Here is an 18,609-nt window from a genome sequence, read left to right as displayed (position 1 = left end):
ACATGGATTTCGATTTCAGCGAAGAACAGAAGCTGCTGCGCGACACCACTCGTGAGGTCCTCTCGCGGGCCTACGACACCGAGAAGCGCAACAAGGTCGTTGCCGGTGAGTTGGGCTGGAGCACCGATGTCTGGAAGCAGCTGGCCGAGGTCGGGCTGCTGGGCCTGACATTCGGCGAGGAGGACGGTGGCATGGACGCCGGTCCCGTGGAGATCATGGCGGTCATGACCGAGGTCGGACGCAGATTGGCTCCGGAGCCGATTCTCGACGCCGTCCTCGTCCCCGGTGGGTTGATCTCCGAACTCGGCAGCGCCGATCAGCGCCGGAGGCTGTTGCCGCCGGTGGCAGAAGGATCGTCGATGTTGGCGTTCGCGCACAACGAATCCGGTAGCCGCTGGCCGAACATCCAGGTGGCCACCACCGCCACCGAGGACGGTGGATCGTGGTCGATCACCGGCGTCAAGAACCCGGTTCCGCACGGCGGTAGCGCAGACGTGATCGTCGTCAGTGCCGTGCTTCCCACCGGTGGAACGGGACTGTTCGTCGTCGATGCCGACGCGACCGGTGTGACACGCAAGTCCTATGCCACCCACGACGGCCAGCGCGCGGCGCAGATCGAATTCGTCGACGTTGCAGCGGAACCGCTCGGCACCGCAGAGAACGCGGCAGCGGCGATCACCGGTGCCGAGGTACGGGCGCAGGCCGCGCTGTGCGCGGAGGCAATCGGTGCCATGGAGGAGGCGCTGCGGCTGACCACCGATTATCTCAAGCAGCGCAAGCAGTTCGGGGTCCCGCTGGCCAAGTTCCAGGCGCTCACTTTCCGTGCGGCAGACATGTACGTGCTGCTCGAGCTGGCCCGCAGCATGAGCCTTTACGCCACGATGTCGTTGTCGGACGGCAACGTGGACACGACAATCGCCTCGCGTGCGAAGCTGCAGATCTCGCGGTCCGGTCGCAAGATCGGCCAGGAAGCGATTCAGCTGCACGGCGGCATCGGCGTCACCGCCGAGTACCCGGTGGGGCACTACACCAGCCGGCTCGTGGCTATCGAGCACACTCTCGGTGGTGCCGACGAGCACCTGCGCATCCTGGCCTCGAAGGTCTCCGATCACGACCTCATCGGGATCTGAGTACACCCAGGTCGTGTCACTCTGGGCCCGGTTGCCGTCGAACGGTGGCCGGGCCCAGAGTCGTGTGCGGGGCCTGCACCCGGTGTTTGCGCGCTGTTCACCGCCGAGATTCGACCAGCCTGGTCTCAGGGAACGCTCGTATGCTTGGGTTGCAGTAGCGGCGGTCGTCCAATCCGGACGATTGCGAAACGGTAGGTCCGATCGTGAGCGAGAGTTCGATGAAGTCTCGGATGGCCGAGTACCCACGTCCCCACCACTGCTTGCTGCATGTCAGCGACACGCATCTCGTCGACGGCGGTCGGTTGTACGGCGGCGTGGACAGTGAGCTGAGGCTCGAGCAGGTCTTGACCGATGTGCGCAACTCGGGTGTGCGCCCCGACGCGTTGGTGTTCACCGGAGACCTCACCGACAAGGGCGAGCCGGGCGCGTACGAGAAGCTGCGGGAGTTGGTCGAGCCGGTCGCAGCGGAACTGGGCGCGCAGATCGTGTGGGCGATGGGCAATCACGACGATCGTTCGGCGTTCCGGCAGAAGTTGCTCGACGCGGAACCGAGCGGCCAGTCCATCGATCGGGTGCACGATGTCGATGGTCTTCGGGTCGTCACCCTCGACACGACGGTTCCAGGTGAGCACCACGGCGAGCTCGGCGACGAGCAATTGGCTTGGTTGACCGAGATTCTCGCCACACCAGCCCAGTTCGGTACCATCCTGGCGATGCATCACCCGCCGGTACCCACCGTGCTCGATCTCGCGGTGCTGGTCGAGTTGATCGATCAGTCACGCCTGGCAGAGGTGCTGCGCGGAACCGACGTGCGATCCATTCTTGCTGGGCACCTGCACTATTCGACCACTGCCACCTTCGCAGGCATTCCCGTGTCGGTCGCGTCTGCCACGTGCTACACCCAGGATCTCAACGTGCCTGCCGGCGGATTGCGCGGCCGCGACGGAGCCCAGGGATACAACCTCGTGCACGTCTACGACGACACCGTCGTCCACTCGGTTGTGCCTACGGGCTCGTACGACACTGTGGGAGAAGCGGTCTCGGCCGAGGAGACGGCACGCAGGCTCGATGCGGCTGGAGTCACCATCGCAGACAGTGCTCGCCGGAAGACGTTCAGCGACGCCTAACGCTGTTCGCGTTCCCACGGCGCGACGATGGGGAAGTACTTGTCCAGGAACTGCGTCACCGTCCGAGTGCGCAGGTCCAGGTCGACTTCCGGGAAGCTGCCGTCGTTGAGGCAGAAGAAATCCACCGACCGTTTGGGGAGCAGTTTCGCCATCGCGTCGAGGCCGGCTGCGGTGGTGGTGTCGATGTATCGCACCTTGGCGTCTTTCTGCACCACGGCGCGGCCACTCATCAGCGCGTAGTAGTGGTACAGCGAGTTCGTCACCGAGATGTTGGTACTCGCGCGGAACGCGCTGGCAGCAGTGGAAGCGAACTCGTCCGGAAACTTGTTCTCCATTTCCTGCATCACGCTGCGGCGCAACGGGGTTGCCGCATGTTCGAGATGTCGGGTGGTGGTCATTCCGAATCGGTCCTGCAGGATACGACGGTTCACTCGCGCCGCGTTCTCGAATCCGCTGCGGTCGGCGTCGCTGTAACCCAACCCGATTCGCGTTGTCGCCTCGATGAACATGCTGATTCCGCCAGGGGAGAAGAACATCGACGGGTTGACCGGACGGCCGAAGAACATGTCGTCGTTCGAGTACAGGAAGTGCTCGGACAATCCGGGGATATGGTGCAGTTGGCACTCGACGGCCTGCGAATTATGGGTCGGCAGAACGGAAGTGTCGACGAAGAATGCCTCGCTCGGCACGAACGTCACCTTCGGATGCTCGGCCAGCCACGCCGGTCTCGGCGAGTCGGTGGCAACGAAGATGCGTCTTATCCACGGCGCGTACAGGTGAATCGACCGCAGTGCGTACTTCAGTTCGTCGATCTGTCGATAGCGGGCTGCCGAGTCGTCGCCTTCGCCGACGACGTAATTCGCCATCCGGCGAGCGCGCTGTGCCTGAAATTCCGCTGACGAGCCGTCGACCCAGGAGAAGACGATGTCGATATCGAAATTGATGTCCGAGGCGTGGTCGGCGAACATGTTCTCGATGGTCGGCCAGGTCCTGCCGAAGCGTTCGACGGTTCCGCGGACGGCCTCATCGGGCCGGATATTGCGTCTGGTCAGGGAGTTCTCGATGGGTAGCACGATCTCGCTCGGCGAGAACGACCACAGTTCGATCTGCACTGCCGTCGATGCGCCGTAGTACAAGCCGCTGAACGGTTCGACCCGCGGACGGTACAGGCGCACGATCCGTGCGTTCGCGGACGGCGAGAGGGTGCCGTCGGCCACCAGCACCGCTTTTCCGCGGGCGTCGACGGTCTTCGAGTAGAACGGCTCGGCGCGGCAGGCGTGTGCCAGCGCAGTGGTGAGTGCCTCGCGGGAACTCAGTTCGATGGCGATGACGGGTCGTTCGTCGTTGCCGCGAACGAGCAGGTATTCGATGCCTGCGGCGTCGAGAACTCCGCGCAGGAACAGCAGGTCCTCGACCATCGCCTGCTGGGGTGTGGTGGAGGTGATCGTCAGCGCGTAGCGGCCATCGTGGCTGACCACGTCGGAACGTTCGCTCAGTCGCGCCGCGGATGCTGCTGATTCTCGAGTGACGGCATCGTTCGTCTCGTGCTCCGGTGGAACGAGGTAGATATCGTGCGGGGCAGAAGACGAGGTGATGGCGTTCCTTCCGGAGTGAACTCGCTGGCCGAGGAAACCCGGTGCTTCATCAGTCTAGTGCAGGTCCGGGGCTTGTTGAACGCGCTGCGGTAGAACCCTGCTCGCCGTGGCCAGGCCGACTGCGATTCCAGCGGCGTCGGCGAGTGCGTCGGCGACCGACCCGGAGCGTCCCAGAGGCAGGATCGCCTGAAGGAACTCCGAGAGCACCGCGAATCCCAGCACCCACAGCGCGGTCCCGGCCCAACCGATTCCAGCCATGCGTGAGGTGTACGCGAGGGCGGCGAAGAGCACGAAGTGAATGATCTTGTCGCTGTGCTCGAAACCAGAGGGCACCCCCGACGCGGGGGTGAACAGCACGACCAAGGCCACGACGAAAGTGACGCCCAGCGGAATTCGATACGTCGACGGCGAGAACACCGCGAGGAGTTTACCGGCGTTGCAGCACCACCACCGTGTCGATTCGCTCGTCACCGTCCGGCGTCGTACGGGTGCGGTGTTCGGCGTGGATCACCTCGAACCCGTCGCCTGCCGCGGCGACAACCGGTTCCGGCCCGAACATTCGATTCTGGGCCGGATGCTGCGATGCGTGGCTGTCGTTGGGGCTGTGGCCGACGATCAGTAGACGTCCTTTCGGCGCAACTGCTGCGGCGAACCTGCGTGTGGTCAGTTCGAGTTCGTCGGGTGGCACCTGCAGGAAGTGCACCGACACCAGATCGAACGCCGCGGCCGGAGGAGTCCAATCCAGAACGTCTTCCTGTCTCCACTCCACCGCGAGTGTCTGCGACTCGAGTGCCTGTTGTGCCGCGCGAGCGCGGCCGAGGGCGACATCGGAGATGTCCACGCCGGTGACGTTCCACCCTTCATCGGCCAGCCACAGGGTGTCGGCACCTTCTCCGCAGCCGATGTCCAGGGCGCGGCCCGGGGTCAGCTCGGACGCCTCTTGTACCAACACGGCGTTGGGGTTTCCGCTCCAGATGGAGGTGCGTTGGTTGTAGAGGTCGTCCCAGAACGCTGCGTCGAACGCGCCGTTCTCGAAATCCGGTTCTGCGTGGCCGCGGTCGTTCTCGGCGTGGATGTGTGCGTGCTTGTGCTCTGCCATGGTTCGAGAGTGCCCGCCGACGAGGCTTGGCGCAAATATCTTTGCTCGATTGGCAAAAGGGTCTGGGTAGAGTCATGCTCGTGACCGAACAGGAACGCGAAGTGCTGACGTGGGAAGCCTTCGGAGACGCCTCGCGTGAACTGACCCGAGTGATCGTCGACGACGGCTTCGTTCCGGACATCGTCATCGCGATCGCCCGTGGCGGACTCGTTCCCGCGGGCGCGATTGCCTACGCGATGGGAGTCAAGGCTGCGGGCACCCTCAACGTCGAGTTCTACTCGGACATCGAAGAGACCTTGCCCGATCCTGTTGTCCTGGAACCGCTTCTGGACACCGACGCCATCGTCGACAAGAAGTTGCTCGTCGTCGACGACGTCGCCGATTCCGGCCGCACGCTCGCCCTGGTGATCGATCTGCTGAAGGCACACACACCCGACGTCCGGTCGGCAGTGATCTACACCAAGCCCAGAACCATCGTGCAGCCGGATTACTCGTGGCGAGAGACCGACAAGTGGATCAATTTTCCGTGGTCCACATTGCCGGTCATCACCTGAGTTATTCGCTGGAGACGTCGATGAGCACCTTGCCGACGGTTCCGTTTTCGACGGCGTCGTGAGCCGCAGCGGTCTCGCTCAAAGAGAAGCGGTGCAGCGGTAGACCGGTGGCTTCACCCACCTCCAGCACACCTGCGGCTGCCGCGGCGCTGACATCTGCTTCGGCGTTGCGCAGCGCCTCGTCGCCCACGGTGTAGAGGAGTACGAACTGGTAGCGGGTGTTGAGCACCATGTTCGGCCGGACGTCGAGGGTCACGGTGTCGCCACCATTGTTGGCGTACACCGCGATCGATGCGCGGTTCGCTCCCACGGCTGCGTTGAGTGCGGCGTTCTGTGCGGGAGCGACCTCGACGATGAGGTCGATTCCGTCGGGAACCAACTCGCGGATCTCTGCGGCGGCGTCGCCGGTCTTGTAGTTCACCACGTGGTGCGCACCCGCGGCGGTGGCCAGTGCGCCCTTCTCCGGGCCGCTGACCGTCGTCACCACAGTCGCGCCCGCCCAGCGGGCCAACTGGATCGCGGCATGCCCGACGGCACCGGCACCACCGGCGACGAGTACAGACTTGCCGTCCAGTGCGCCCGGGTGCAGTCGGGTGGGTCCGTCCTCGGAGACGGTCAGTGCGCGGTGCGCCGTCATCGCGGGCACTCCGAGGCTGGCACCCACGTCGAAGCCGACGCCCTCGGGCAGAGGCACCACCCGAGAGGCGGGCAAAATCGCAAACGACTGTGCTGTTCCGGTCGGACGCTGATGCTGGGCCAAGTACACCCAGACGCGATCTCCGACGGAGACGCCATCGACATCGGGGCCGACTGCGTCGATCACCCCGGCACCGTCCTGGTTCGGAACCACCTCGTCGAATGCCAGCTTCTCACCCGGCCCGGAGCCGGTTCGATTCTTCCAGTCCGTCGGATTGACGCCCGAGACGACGATGCGGACGCGGACTTCGCCTGCGGCGGGCTCGGTCACCTCGCGGTCCTTCAACTCGAGGACGGAGGAATCGCCGGTGCGGGTGTACACAATTGCTGGAGCTGTCATATTCGGTGCAACGCGCCTGGAGGACCCGGATGTTCCCTGCGACGCAATCGGGGTATGCATGACTGGTTATCAGTGCTCGACGAAAGAGGGGTATTCGATGAACCACAACGACCTGCTCACCGACGCGTTCGGTCGGATCAAGGAACTCGTCCACTCGGTGCTGGACGAGATTCCGGCTGCGGCGTTGACCTATCGCCCCGATTCCGAGGCCAACAGCATCGCGTGGTTGCTGTGGCACCTGACGCGGGTGCAGGACGATCACATCGCTGGTGTGGCCGGAAGCGAGCAGGTCTGGAATTCGGATTCGTGGTTCGAGCGCTTCGATCTTCCGTTCGACCGCTCCGACATCGGGTACGGCCAATCGTCCTCCGAGGTCGCTCAGGTCACCTCGAGCGCCGAGTTGCTGCGTGAGTACCACGACGCCGTGCACTCGAAAACCGTTGCCTACCTGAGCGGTATCTCGACCGACGATTTGGACCGGATCGTCGACGAGAACTGGGATCCGCCGGTCACATTGGGGGCGCGGCTGGTGTCCGTGGTCGCCGACGACCTTCAGCATGCCGGGCAGGCCTCGTATGTTCTCGGCCTGTACACCCGGCAGGCCTAGCCGTCAGGCGTAACGCTTCTGCAGGTTCTCCAGCGTCTTACGGATGTTTCGACGCTGGAACTGCGGAAATGTCTTGCCGCTGGTGACGATCTTGTCGAACACCAGGGCCAGGGCGTCGGGCCATTTCGTTCGGTCGTCGGTCCAGGTCTCGGTGACTCTCGTGCCGCCGGCGACAGGCTCGAAGTCGTATCGCCAGGTTGCGTTCGCGCCCTTGATCTTCGGAGCGCTCTTGCCGATGGCGTGGACACGGAACTCGAAGGTCTTGCCCGGGTCGGCCGCCGTGACGGTGCAGCGAGTGATCCACTTCGCCCGGCCGCGCTTGTTGGTTCCGTCGAACACCATTCCCACGTAAGCGCTCTCGCGGGGTTCGTGGACCGTGGCACCGGTATTTTCGGGGCTCCACTGGCCCATCTTGGTGGGGTCGCTGATCGCAGCGTAAAGAGTGTCGGCGTCGGCGGCGACGACGATGCTGTCGGAGACTTCGAGTTCGCGTTTCATGAGGACGCACCGTTCTTCAGGCCGGGATGAATTCGAGTGAGCATGGGCACCAACAGGGTTCGCGGGGTGATTTGGGCGAAGATCGATCCGATGCGGTTGGCGGGCCCGGGGATCGATACCATGCGTCCCTTGGCCATGTCGTCGACGGCAGTCTTCGCCACCGCTTCTGCCGACACCCACATGATCGATGGAAGTGCTTTTTCGGCATCGTCTTTCGCGAAACCTGCGGCCTCACCGAATCCGGTGTGCACCGGGCCGGGGCACAGCGCAGTTGCGGTCACTCCGGTGCCGCGCAGTTCGCCGGTCAGAGATTGGGTGTAGGAGAGCACGAATGCTTTGCATGCGCCGTAGCCGGCTTGGCCGGGCAAGGGCTGGAACGCGGCGGTCGAGGCGACATTGAGCAGTGCGCCGCGTCGTCGTTCGGTCATGCCGGGGAGGAAGCGGGTGCACAGGTCCGCGACGGCGACCACGTCGACCTCGATCATGTGCATCTCGGCGTCCGGGTCGGATTCTGCGACCGGTCCGAGCGTGGAGAGCCCGGCGTTGTTGATCAGGATGTCCGGGATCAGGCCGAGTTCGGTGATACGACCGAGTAGTTCTGCACGCACCGTGCGATCGGAGAGATCCGCCGCCAGCACCTCCGCCCGTACACCCAGCGCGCGGATCTCCTGTGCCAACTCTTCGAGTTTGTCGGCGCGCCGGGCGACGAGAGTGACGCCGTGGCCTCGGGAGGCGAGTTGGCGAGCGATGGCGGCCCCGATTCCGGAGGACGCTCCGGTCACCACGGCTGTCCGGTCAGGTGCTGGGCGGGGAAGGCTCATGTGTCCCACCGTAGCGAACGACTGCTGTGCAGCGCATTTGAGTCGATGTAGAAGGGTAGCCTACTCTTACTTCACGCTGTGATTGTTCGTCGAGAGGTAGCCATGTTTTCAGCTCCCAGGGTCGGTCCACGGACTGCCCGCCGTGCGTCTCTACTGTCTGCGCTCGCCGCTTCGGCGCTTGTCGTCGCCGCATGTTCGAGTGCCGAGGATCGCGAACCCGATCGTTCCGGCGGTGAGTTCACGGCCGTGACGATCGACTCGGCCTTGGGCCGGGCGGTCATCACCGAGAAGCCCGAGCGCATCGTCACTCTCGGTCAGGGTTCGGCGGAAACGGCGATCGCGCTGGGTACCGTCCCGGTCGGCGTGGAGGAGTATTCGTGGGGTGCCGACGACACCGGCTACCTGCCGTGGATTCATGACGCGGTCACCGAAGCGGGGGCCGAGCTTCCCGAACAGTTCACCGGCGGAACCGAATTGAACATCGAGGCCGTCGCCGCTCTCGATCCCGATCTGATTCTGGCGCCGTGGTCGGGAGTGACACAGGATCAATTCGACAAACTCAGTGCCTTCGCTCCGGTGGTCGCGTAAAAGGAGCAGCCGTGGACGACGACTTGGGAAGACCAGATCACCGTGATCGGCAAGGCCATGGGCGAACAGGAGAAGGCTGCGGAGGAGATCGACAGGATCGAGAGCCGCTTCGCGGATGCCGCTGCCCAGCACCCCGAGTATGCGGACGTGAGCTTTTCGTACATCTACAACACCGGTCCCGGGACGCTCGGAGTGTTTCTCGCCGACGAGCAGCGCGTCGCGATGGTCCGCGGGCTAGGGCTGCAGGTAGATCCGGTGGTGAACACACTGGACGAAACCGAGGGCACCGATTCGTCGGTCATCGGGTTGGAGAATGGGAACCTGCTCAACGATTCCGACCTGATCTTCACGTTCTACTCGGACCCGCAGAACCGAACGGACACCGAGAATCAGCCTGCCTACAAGCAGATTCCGGCCGTGTCCCGCGGTTCGGTCGTGGCACCGACGGATCAGTCGTTCGTCACCGGGTCGTCCATCATCAATCCGCTGACGGTGCCCTGGGCACTCGAGCGCTATGTGCCGATGATCGACGAGGCGGTTGCGAAGCTCGACGCGAACTAGGTCAGTAGACCTCGCGCTGTCGTGCTGTACCAACACCTGCTCGAGGTGATGTGGCACGACCGCGGTGTCTACTCCTTGATTCGACCGAATCAGCCTGTCGAATGACCTCTTCCGGCCCCGCACCGTGTTCTCGGTGCGGGGCTGGATTGCGTTTCGGGGTCGTTCAGGTGTGGGCGGGTTCAGGCGATGTGGGGGCCGGCTCGGGCGTGGGAGGGTCGGGGTTCTCGGTTGGGGTCCACTGATGCCGGTGGGATGAACCAGGGGTGGTTGTCGTCGCCGATGAACACTTCCCAGTCCGAATAGTGGATGAGTCGGTGGTGGAAGCCGCAGAGTAGGACGAGGTTGTTCAGGTTGGTGGGGCCGCCGTCTGCCCAGTGTCGGATGTGGTGGCCTTCGGTCCAGGCGGCGGGTGTGCCGCAGCCGGGGAATGCGCAGCCGTGATCGCGGGCGGTCAGGGCGCGTTTCTGTGTGGCGGTGACCGTGCGGGCGGTGCGGGCGAGGTTGATCGGGTTACCGGTCTCGTCCATCACGATGGCGGTGAGGATGCAATCGCACGCCAGTTGCCGGGAGGTGGTGCGCGAGAGTGGTCCCATCCAGGGCAGCCACCCGACACTGGTGCCGTCACCGAACACGTCCCGATAGGTGCCGCGATCGGTAGGCGGTCCGGCAGCGCTGTCGGTGTCGGATTCGTTTGTGGCGTTCGACTCGGCCGTGTCGGGGTGTCTTGGGCCGCCGGTGTCGACCGGGTCGACTGCGTCCCTTTCGGTGGAGTTGTCGGATTGCGCTGCGGTGCTTGAGGTTTCGTCGTCGGCGATGTCGTCGGTACTGTTCCCGCTGCCGGTGAGGTCGGTCAGATCTCGCAGGTTGATGTGGAGGTTGACGTGCGGTTTTTCTCCACCTTCGGTGGGCCGGTTGTTGGCGGCGAGGTAGCGGTCGAGGATGTGTCCGAATGCGTCGGCGCGGCGTCGGGCGGGGCTGCGTTCGTCGGGGGTGCCGTCGACGGCGGGGCGGGGTGCGGTCAGGGGTGAGAGGGCGGTGAGGAGTTTTTCGCCGGTGACGGCATCGAAGCCACCTTTCATGATCATTCGTCCGTTGAGGGTTTTCGAGGCGAAGAGTTCGTTGCGGTCGGTGTCCTCGGCGGGTGGGGTGGTGCCGCCGTAGAGGTCGTGCAAGCGGGTGATGGCTGCGCGTAGGGGTCCGGTGCGGGCTTCGGGTCCGGTCGCGGCGGTGATCAGCGCTGCTCGAGCCATGTCGCGGCCCTCGGGTGGGAGGTCGTGGGGTGGGGTTTCGGCGAAGTCGAGGATGAGGGCGGCATGGTCGATGGACATGACGCCGGTGTTGACGGCGTCGGCGATGTCGGGGAAGTTCTTCAGTCCGCGGGCGAGGGCGAGAATCTTGTTCGCTTTGGACGGCGAGAGCAGGGTGGTGGAGGTGAGCCAGCCGGCGGGGCCGGGGAAGCCGAGTTTCTCGCGGGTGACGCGGGTGTCGACCTCGGCGACGAGGGCGATGCGGCGGGCTTCGAGCAACTGGATCTGGTGGGAGACCGCGGCGGCGTCGGCGAGGAGTTGGTCCTCGCTCAGTTGCCAGATCTCGGTCGTCATGACCCAACAGTATCGAACTGGTGTTCGAGTCTCAATGATCGTCGAATCGAAAACTATTGCCCTGCACAACTATTCGAGAGCACGTTCTTGTCGGTAGCTCGTGGTAGGCGTCCTGCGCGGGCATTCGAGGGCCGTCAGTCTGTCCGCCTGCGCGATTTCACACTGTGAATGTGAATGCACTCGCGGGTGGCATCGATGAACTCCCCGGTGCTGCCCGGGGGTGTCCCTGTGGTTTTCGTCGAGCCCAACGCCGGTCGTTGGTTGAAGAGATCGGGATCGTCGGCCAGGATGGCGTTATGTCGGGTATTCGGTTCGTGCGGCGTATGGACGGGTTGACCTACGAGTTCGCCCGCGACGGAGAAGCTGACGGGTTTCTGTCGTATAAGCGGGTCGACCTCGATATGTGGTGTCGACGACTGCCTGATTTCGGTTGGGTGGTGTGCGATGCGGCCGGTGTGGTGTCCGTTCGACGCGGCAGGTCGAGGTGACCTGCCGCCCGAGGGCGTGTGGGTGAGCCGTAAGGGCGAACGATCCTATGTCTATGACCTCGTGCGCGCCGAGGCTCGACCGGCGACGGGATCCGGGATTCGTTAGGGCTGCTTGGTTTTCAGCATCGCGTAGAGGACGTCGCAGCGTCGTCGGGCAAGGCAGATGAGCGCGGCGTTGCGCTTCTTGCCTTCGGCTCTTGTTCGGTCGTTGTAGGTGCGAGAGGCGGGGTCGTGCAGGGCCGCGAACGCCGAGAGGAACAACACCCGTTCGAGTTTGTGGTTGCCTGATCGGGACAGGAAGAAGTCGTACCGGGACCGGCGACCGTGGGCCTGGTCTCAGACCCACGAACAAGGTAGCGGGGGCGTCGTCCACAGTGGCGGGACCGCCTGCGCGGGCAGGTGTCGAACGTCAGCGCTGCTGAGTCTTTCGCAACCACCACAGCCCCGCGATGGGGAGCACTACCGGGATGAAGAGGTAGCCGGATCCGAAGTGCGACCACACCGTCGGCTCCGGGAAGTCCTGCGGCTGGATGTAGCTGAGAGTCCCGATTCCGATGACGCCGACGAGTTCGATGATGCAGGACACCGTCACCACGCGTCGGGAAGCCTCGGTCGCTCTGGCCAAACCGAACGTGGCCACGATGTAGACCACCGCTGCGAATGCCGACAGTAGGTACGCGACGGGTGCCTCGTCGAATCGGGTGGTGAGCTGCACGATCGAGCGCGAGGTCGCGGCGACGGCGAACACGGCGTAGACGGCGATGAGGAAGCGCCCGAAACCGGTGCGCGTCGCTTGCTGGAGACTGTCAGGCATATCCGGCCCAAATCTGGCTCAGGCGCAGCACCATGGCTGCGAGGGTGAGGACGGCAACGAGCAGAACCGCTGTGCCGCCGCGAGAACGGTCACCCAGCGACCACCACGTGCCGAGTGGAAGTAGAAACAGCAGCCCGACGAGATACGAACCGAACGTCAGTCGGTGAATATCGCGATCGGAGGTGAACATCAGGACGAACCCGATCACGGCCTGCAGCGCCACGACGGCCTCGGTGGCAGCGATCGTCCAGAACAGTGCCCGATCGGACTTGTTCTTCAACAGCACAGGACGGTTGGAGATGAGCTTCGCGAGCACCCAGATGCCCACTACCAGGGACAACGCGTACAACAAGCCGGTGACGGCGCCGATCATCGAGTTCCTCGTCAAGGTCGTGGTGGATGGGTGGTTCCGCCTCCACACTATCCGCGTAACGCCACGTCAACACTGTGAGGCCCTCGAAACGCGGCGTTATTCCGTACGTGACCAATGGGAAATGGATGAGTCGTGTACTTGTTGCATGGCCGCAGAGGATCCGCTCTCTCGCCGGACATGACTTCTCTTCCTCAGGTGGCCATCGGTGTCCACCGCATCCAGCCCGCTCTGCGAACCTCAGGAGACATCCGTGTCAGATATCGATCAGACCATCGCCGAGAACATCAAGAAGTCTCTCGAAGAGATCCCGCACCCGTCACTTCCCAAGGGCAGCAACATCTACGGCTCCACCAAGATATTTCCCGACTACAAGGCCGAGAACGGTGAGAGCTACTTCACGTTGGTGCACGGTATCGCCCACGAGTCCTCGGTGTCGTTCGTCGCGGTGCTCCAGGCGACCCGCGCTCTACGTAAGGGCTTCGAGTCGGCCATGTACTTCTACGGTCCCGGAGCCATCAATTGCCTTGCTACTCGCGGATTTCCGACGACGGGAGACTCCGGCTTTCCCGGCGAGCAGAACATCAACGATTCCTTGGCGACGTTCATCGCCGAGGGTGGCACGGTGTTCTGCTGCCGATTCGGACTGGCTCTGCACGGCGGTCGTGAAGAGGACCTCATCGAGGGCGTCATCCCGGCTCATCCCCTCGATGTGCAAGACGCGCTGATTCACTACGCGCGCAAAGGTGCCATCATCAACTCGACCTACATGGTCTAGGAGTTCATCATGTCGGTCAGTACGCGGGTAGATCTGGCGTTGCTCGGAATCCGAGGATCCACGCCGGTCTCGAGAACGGCAGGCGCCGGGCCGAGCGATGACGGGCATGTCACCATCGATGGCCTCGGCGCGGCCATCCCGCGCAATCCGCTGAGTCCGTATGTTCTCGAAAATGGTCGAGTTCTGTTCGACGGCAACGATATCGGTCTCGATGTTGCGGCCGTCGAACGGCCGAAGTTCTACGATCTCGTCACCTCCGACGGTATCGGTTACGACAAGATCGCGAAGTTGCACGGTTCCAGTGTTCTCGCGACGACAGTGGTGCAGACCTGCATCCGCTACCACGCCGATCAGCGGTGCCGCTTCTGCTCCATCGAGGCTTCCCTCGAGGCAGGCGACACCATCGCCGTCAAAACCCCGGCGCAACTGGCCGAGGTCGCGGAGGCGGCGGTGCGGTTGGACGGGGTCACCCAGATGGTCATGACGACGGGTACGTCGGCGGCAAAGGACCGCGGTGCCCGTCATTTGGCTCGGTGTGTACGTGCCATCAAGGCTGTGGTTCCCCAGCTCCCGATTCAGGTGCAGTGCGAACCGCCCGGTGATCTGACGTCCATTCAGGATCTGTACGACGCCGGAGCCGAATCCATCGGCATCCACGTCGAATCGCTCGACGACGAGGTTCGGCGACATTGGATGCCGGGCAAGGCGTCGGTGTCGATCGACGAGTATCGCGCGGCATGGAAAGAAGCTGTGCGAATCTTCGGCCGCAATCAGGTCTCGACGTACATTCTGGTCGGTCTCGGGGAGGATCCGGACGAGTTGGTCTCCGGGGCAGCCGAACTCATCGAGATGGGCGTGTACCCCTTCGTCGTTCCGTTCCGACCGCTCGCGGGAACCTTGGCCGCAGACGCAGATCGCGCGACGGCACCCGCCGCCGACGTTCTCGAGAGCGTGACCCGACGCGTAGCCAAGGAACTTCAGGCCGCGTCGATGCTCGGTGCGGACCAGAAGGCAGGATGCGCGGCCTGCGGTGCGTGCAGCGTCCTACAGAATGCAGGGGGCTGAGATGTACCGCGTGGACGTGCAGGATCCCGCGGGGTTGTCGGGCACGGCACACCGTGGTGTGGAGCCCGAGTTCATCGTCCAACCATGCACCGGTACAGCAGAATCGAATGCGTATCGATCGCTGCGAAGAGCAACGTTCGTCGCCGAGCAGGGCTTGTTCGCCGGCACCGACCGGGACGACGTGGACGACGATCCGCGAACGGTCGTGCTGGTCGCACTCGACCGGGAGGGCGTCGTACTCGGCGGAGTACGGTTGGCACCCTGCACGGCAACGGATCTGGGGTGGTGGTCAGGAAGCCGCCTCGTCGTCGCTGCCGCGGCGCGCACTTCCGGCGTCGGGCCTGCCCTGGTTCGTGCCGCCTGCGCACATGCCGAGAGCCGCGGGGTGCTTCGCTTCGACGCGACGGTGCAGAAGCGCAGTGAGCAACTGTTCACTCGACTCGGTTGGGTCAGGCGCGGCGACGTCGAGGTGGCGGGTACCCCACATGTGGCGATGTACTGGCCGATCGACCGCATCGAACGGCTCGTCTCGACGACCAAGTCGATGCTCGCCGGGGTGCTCGCACCACTGCGAGCGCAGCCACTCGGACTCGGGGCCAGAGGCTTTCGCGGCGACGACGGAGTTCCGGTGCCGGGTAGCGACATGATCGCCGCGTGCGATGCCATCATCCCTTCCATGGTCGATCGCGATCCCGAGTGGGCCGGCTGGTGCGCGGCGCTGGTCAATCTGAACGATCTCTCGGCGATGGGCGCAGAAGCTGTCGGAATGCTCGATTCCGTCGGAGCCCCGACTCGGAGTCGACTGACCCGCATCATCCGCGGTCTCGCCGATGCGTCTGCGGCATGGCAGGTTCCGGTGCTCGGCGGCCACACCCAGGCCGGGGTGCCGTCGTCACTGTCGGTCACCGCACTCGGGCGGACCTCGCGACCGATACGGGCAGGCGGCGGAAGCGTCGGAGATCTGTTGACGCTCACCGCGGACATCGAAGGCGAATGGCGACGCGGATACCATGGTCAGCAATGGGATTCGTCCTCGCGACGGAACACCGAGGAACTCACGGCAATGGCCTCGTTCGTTTCCCGCGCCGCACCCAAGGCCGCGAAGGACGTCTCGATGGCGGGGCTGGCCGGTACCACCGGAATGCTCGCCGAGGCGAGCGGGACGGGTGCCGTACTGGACATCGCCTCGATACCGAAGCCGGACGCCGCGTCGATGGGCGAATGGATCACGTGTTTTCCAGGGTTCGCGATGATCACCGCGGACCGTCCCGGTGCAGCTACCGCACCGTCAGGACCTGCACTGTCCGCAGTCTGCGGAGAGCTCACCGACATTCCGGGTGTCGCGCTGCGATGGCCCGATGGAATCACCACTCGCGCGGTCACATCCACTGTGACCGGATTGGGAGAAGCATGACCACCCACCCGAAGCCCGTCACCATTTCCGTCGCCGCGGCCGAGTTCGGTCGCGACATGGAACAGGGGTACGCCACTATCGCCGCACTGCTCGAAGAAGCTCGCAACCGCGGCAGCCAACTGCTGGTGCTGCCCGAGGCCTGCCTCGGCGGATATCTGCCGAGCCTCGGCGGCGGAGACGAGACCGAGGAATCGCGTGAGCGCAGGCGCAGAGCTCTACCGCCTGCGCTGGAACTCGACGGTCCCGAGATCAGACGCGTCATCGACATGGCGGGCGACACCGTCATCACGTTCGGGTTCTGCGAGAAGGACGGAGACACCCGGTACAACGCCGCAGTGACCGTCGACGGCAGCGGCATCCTCGGCTCGTACCGCAAGGTGCATCAACCGCTCGGTGAAAACCTCTGCTACGACGCGGGAGAGAGCTACTCCGCGTTCGACACTCCGGTCGGCCGGATGGGTATGCAGATCTGCTACGACAAGGGATTTCCCGAGGCTGCACGAGAACTGGCACTCGACGGTGCCGAGATCGTCGCGTCGATCTCCGCATGGCCGACAGCCCGCACCGCGACGGTGGAGAACATGGAGGAGGATCGTTGGAAACAGCGATTCGACATCTACGACCGGGCTCGCGCCCTCGAGAACCAGATAGTCTGGGTCGCTGCCAATCAGGCAGGCACCTTCGGATCTCTGCGATTCGTCTGCAGCGCGAAGATCGTCGGGCCAGGTGGAGAGATCCTCGCCGGTACGGGTGTGGAGCCCGGGTTGGCCACGGCAACCGTCGATGTCGCCGGGCTCATCGGTGCCGCACGTGGCGGCGGAATGTTCAATCTGCGCGATCGCAGACCCGCCGTCTACCGGACCATCACCAAGGAGGCGGTCCATGCCTGAGATGTCGTTCGTCGTTCGGTGGCCCGATGGTCGCGAGCAGTCCTGCTACTCACCGTCACTGGTCATGCACGACTATCTGACTCCCGGCGCGGAGTACCCGGTGGCAGAGTTCGTGCAGCGAACCTCGGAGGCGCTGACGGTCGCGAGCGATCGAGTGCTCGCCAAGTTCGGCATGCGGTGCACCTCGGCAGCGCAACAGATGGCGGAAATTCACGGCGTCAGTGCCTCGTACGAGCGCGGTGCCGTTCGAGTGCTGAGCATGTCGGGAGCTGAATTGCTATGAGCGGCAGCAGAGGAGCCGATCATCACACTGTGATCGTCATCGGCGGCGGCCAGGCAGGGCTGTCCATCAGCTGGCACCTGACCCAGCGAGGCATCGACCATGTCGTCCTCGAACGCGACACCGTGGCACACGAGTGGAAGGATTCGCGCTGGGACAACTTCACTCTGGTGACTCCGAATTGGCAGTGCGCACTGCCGGGATTCTCCTACGACGGAGACGATCCCGACGGATTCATGCAGCGTGACGAGGTGTATGCCTTCGTGCGGCGCTATGCGGAGAGCTTCGATGCGCCGGTGCTGGAACATGTTTCGGTCACTTCCGCACGGCAGGGCCGAGAGGGCGGCTTCGAGCTACAGACCTCCGCGGGTCCGATGCACGCTGAGCAGATAGTCGTGGCGGTGGGTGGTTACCACATCCCCGTCATCCCGCGGTTCGCCGAGAAGATGCCATCGGAGATCGTCCAGATCCACTCCAGCGACTACCGCGGCTCACATCAGTTCCCGGACGGCGACGTGCTGGTGGTCGGTACGGGCCAGTCGGGTGCTCAGATCGCCGAAGACCTGCATCTCGACGGTCGACGTGTGCACCTGGTGGCAGGTACCGCGCCTCGTGTCGCTCGTTTCTATCGTGGCCGGGACTGTGTCGCCTGGCTGCACGACATGGGAACGTACGATGTCTCCATCGAAGATCAACCCGGTGGCGTCGGCAAACGCGAGAACACCAACCACTACGTCACCGGCCGTGACGGTGGTCGTGACATCGACCTGCGCGCATTCGCCGTCGAGGGGATGCAGCTCTACGGCAGACTGCTGGGCGTCGAGAACGGGGTACTGCGGTTCGCACCGACTCTGGAGGCATCACTCGATGCTGCAGATCGAGTGGCCGAGAGCATCAAGGACAACATCGACGCGTACATCGAGCGCGAGGGAATCAACGCTCCCACCGAGGAGCGCTATGTGCCGGTGTGGCGTCCCGATGCCGAGACCACCGAACTCGACCTCGCCACGAGCGAGATCAGGGCAGTCGTGTGGTCGGTGGGCTTCCGCACCGACTATCGGTGGCTCGAGATCGGCGCGTTCGACGGCGAAGGGCATCCGACTCACAACCGCGGGGTCACCGCCGTCCCCGGTCTGTACTTTCTGGGGCTACCGTGGCAGCACACGTGGGGTTCGGGACGCTTCGCCTCGGTTGCCAGGGACGCCGCCTTCCTGGCCGATCAGATCGGACTCGAGGTCAGCGCGGCGCACTCCAGAAACTCAGTGCAACCGCAGAGTCAGATGGCCTGACTGA

At 64.2% G+C, this 18,609-nt stretch carries 19 protein-coding genes and 2 pseudogenes; 11 read left to right on the top strand and 10 right to left on the bottom strand.

Annotated features, from left to right (window positions below; genetic code table 11):
* Positions 1 to 2 precede the first annotated feature (2 nt).
* Positions 3 to 1,130 carry an acyl-CoA dehydrogenase family protein gene (locus ACOQFP_RS12945; RefSeq protein WP_421584543.1) on the top strand — a complete coding sequence of 376 codons (1,128 nt, stop codon included), beginning with the start codon at positions 3 to 5 and terminating at the stop codon, positions 1,128 to 1,130.
* A gap of 218 nt (positions 1,131 to 1,348) precedes the next feature.
* Positions 1,349 to 2,257: a phosphodiesterase gene (locus ACOQFP_RS12940; RefSeq protein WP_206490638.1), complete on the top strand. Its 909-nt coding sequence runs from the start codon at positions 1,349 to 1,351 to the stop codon at positions 2,255 to 2,257.
* On the opposite strand, the gene ACOQFP_RS12935 is transcribed toward ACOQFP_RS12940, so the two are convergent.
* The 3 genes from ACOQFP_RS12935 to ACOQFP_RS12925 form a co-directional block, all read right to left on the bottom strand.
* On the bottom strand, positions 2,254 to 3,753 hold the full coding sequence (locus ACOQFP_RS12935) for a stealth family protein (RefSeq protein ID WP_421584568.1): 1,500 nt from the start codon (positions 3,751 to 3,753) through the stop codon (positions 2,254 to 2,256). The genes ACOQFP_RS12940 and ACOQFP_RS12935 overlap by 4 nt on opposite strands.
* A 153-nt stretch (positions 3,754 to 3,906) precedes the next feature.
* The gene (locus ACOQFP_RS12930) at positions 3,907 to 4,269 is read right to left on the bottom strand and encodes a VanZ family protein (RefSeq protein ID WP_341243914.1); all 363 of its coding nucleotides are present in this window, start codon (positions 4,267 to 4,269) and stop codon (positions 3,907 to 3,909) included.
* Between the two features lie 10 nt (positions 4,270 to 4,279).
* On the bottom strand, positions 4,280 to 4,951 hold the full coding sequence (locus ACOQFP_RS12925; protein ID WP_421584542.1) for a class I SAM-dependent methyltransferase: 672 nt from the start codon (positions 4,949 to 4,951) through the stop codon (positions 4,280 to 4,282).
* Between the two features lie 74 nt (positions 4,952 to 5,025).
* On the opposite strand from ACOQFP_RS12925, the gene ACOQFP_RS12920 reads away from it, so the two are divergent.
* Complete coding sequence (locus ACOQFP_RS12920; RefSeq protein WP_421584541.1) at positions 5,026 to 5,505, top strand: phosphoribosyltransferase; 480 nt, start codon at positions 5,026 to 5,028, stop codon at positions 5,503 to 5,505.
* Position 5,506: 1 nt separating this feature from the next.
* Here ACOQFP_RS12920 and ACOQFP_RS12915 read toward each other — a convergent pair whose 3' ends face one another.
* The gene (locus tag ACOQFP_RS12915) at positions 5,507 to 6,541 is read right to left on the bottom strand and encodes an NADPH:quinone reductase (protein WP_421584540.1); all 1,035 of its coding nucleotides are present in this window, start codon (positions 6,539 to 6,541) and stop codon (positions 5,507 to 5,509) included.
* Between the two features lie 97 nt (positions 6,542 to 6,638).
* On the opposite strand from ACOQFP_RS12915, the gene ACOQFP_RS12910 reads away from it, so the two are divergent.
* On the top strand, positions 6,639 to 7,148 hold the full coding sequence (locus ACOQFP_RS12910; protein WP_206490299.1) for a mycothiol transferase: 510 nt from the start codon (positions 6,639 to 6,641) through the stop codon (positions 7,146 to 7,148).
* A 3-nt stretch (positions 7,149 to 7,151) separates the two neighbouring features.
* Here ACOQFP_RS12910 and ACOQFP_RS12905 read toward each other — a convergent pair whose 3' ends face one another.
* Positions 7,152 to 7,646: an SRPBCC family protein gene (locus tag ACOQFP_RS12905; protein WP_206490301.1), complete on the bottom strand. Its 495-nt coding sequence runs from the start codon at positions 7,644 to 7,646 to the stop codon at positions 7,152 to 7,154.
* A complete protein-coding gene (locus ACOQFP_RS12900; protein ID WP_421584539.1) occupies positions 7,643 to 8,467 on the bottom strand; it encodes an SDR family NAD(P)-dependent oxidoreductase in 825 nt (274 codons plus the stop codon). Before ACOQFP_RS12900 ends, ACOQFP_RS12905 begins: the two co-directional genes overlap by 4 nt.
* 102 nt (positions 8,468 to 8,569) lie before the next feature.
* On the opposite strand from ACOQFP_RS12900, the pseudogene ACOQFP_RS12895 reads away from it, so the two are divergent.
* A pseudogene (locus ACOQFP_RS12895) lies at positions 8,570 to 9,616 on the top strand (iron-siderophore ABC transporter substrate-binding protein).
* Between the two features lie 179 nt (positions 9,617 to 9,795).
* Here the strand turns inward: ACOQFP_RS12895 and ACOQFP_RS12890 are convergent.
* The 4 genes and pseudogenes from ACOQFP_RS12890 to ACOQFP_RS12875 form a co-directional block, all read right to left on the bottom strand.
* On the bottom strand, positions 9,796 to 11,217 hold the full coding sequence (locus tag ACOQFP_RS12890) for a DUF222 domain-containing protein (RefSeq protein WP_421584538.1): 1,422 nt from the start codon (positions 11,215 to 11,217) through the stop codon (positions 9,796 to 9,798).
* 590 nt (positions 11,218 to 11,807) lie between these two features.
* Positions 11,808 to 11,999: pseudogene (locus ACOQFP_RS12885) on the bottom strand (IS110 family transposase); the annotation flags it as partial.
* A 115-nt stretch (positions 12,000 to 12,114) separates the two neighbouring features.
* Positions 12,115 to 12,519, bottom strand: coding sequence for a hypothetical protein (locus ACOQFP_RS12880; protein WP_206487481.1), 405 nt, complete (start codon positions 12,517 to 12,519; stop codon positions 12,115 to 12,117).
* Positions 12,512 to 12,892, bottom strand: coding sequence for a hypothetical protein (locus tag ACOQFP_RS12875; protein WP_206487483.1), 381 nt, complete (start codon positions 12,890 to 12,892; stop codon positions 12,512 to 12,514). The genes ACOQFP_RS12880 and ACOQFP_RS12875 overlap by 8 nt, the downstream gene beginning before the upstream one ends.
* Before the next feature lie 250 nt (positions 12,893 to 13,142).
* On the opposite strand from ACOQFP_RS12875, the gene ACOQFP_RS12870 reads away from it, so the two are divergent.
* From ACOQFP_RS12870 to ACOQFP_RS12845, 6 genes are read left to right on the top strand one after another with little or no spacing between them, the layout of a single operon-like run.
* A complete protein-coding gene (locus ACOQFP_RS12870) occupies positions 13,143 to 13,667 on the top strand; it encodes an MSMEG_0572/Sll0783 family nitrogen starvation response protein (protein ID WP_206487488.1) in 525 nt (174 codons plus the stop codon).
* 9 nt (positions 13,668 to 13,676) lie between these two features.
* Complete coding sequence (locus ACOQFP_RS12865) at positions 13,677 to 14,732, top strand: MSMEG_0568 family radical SAM protein (RefSeq protein WP_421584537.1); 1,056 nt, start codon at positions 13,677 to 13,679, stop codon at positions 14,730 to 14,732.
* Positions 14,719 to 16,146: an MSMEG_0567/sll0787 family protein gene (locus tag ACOQFP_RS12860; RefSeq protein WP_421584536.1), complete on the top strand. Its 1,428-nt coding sequence runs from the start codon at positions 14,719 to 14,721 to the stop codon at positions 16,144 to 16,146. The genes ACOQFP_RS12865 and ACOQFP_RS12860 overlap by 14 nt, the downstream gene beginning before the upstream one ends.
* Entirely contained in the window at positions 16,143 to 17,036 is an 894-nt protein-coding gene (locus ACOQFP_RS12855) for a carbon-nitrogen hydrolase family protein (RefSeq protein ID WP_206487491.1), read from the top strand. Before ACOQFP_RS12860 ends, ACOQFP_RS12855 begins: the two co-directional genes overlap by 4 nt.
* Complete coding sequence (locus ACOQFP_RS12850) at positions 17,029 to 17,319, top strand: MSMEG_0570 family nitrogen starvation response protein (RefSeq protein WP_421584535.1); 291 nt, start codon at positions 17,029 to 17,031, stop codon at positions 17,317 to 17,319. The genes ACOQFP_RS12855 and ACOQFP_RS12850 overlap by 8 nt, the downstream gene beginning before the upstream one ends.
* On the top strand, positions 17,316 to 18,605 hold the full coding sequence (locus ACOQFP_RS12845) for an MSMEG_0569 family flavin-dependent oxidoreductase (protein ID WP_421584534.1): 1,290 nt from the start codon (positions 17,316 to 17,318) through the stop codon (positions 18,603 to 18,605). Before ACOQFP_RS12850 ends, ACOQFP_RS12845 begins: the two co-directional genes overlap by 4 nt.
* Positions 18,606 to 18,609 lie beyond the last annotated feature (4 nt).

Origin of the sequence: Rhodococcus sp. MALMAid1271 (assembly GCF_049195265.1) — a bacterium.
Taxonomy (GTDB): domain Bacteria; phylum Actinomycetota; class Actinomycetes; order Mycobacteriales; family Mycobacteriaceae; genus Rhodococcoides.
This window is presented reverse-complemented; position numbering and strand designations above follow the sequence as displayed.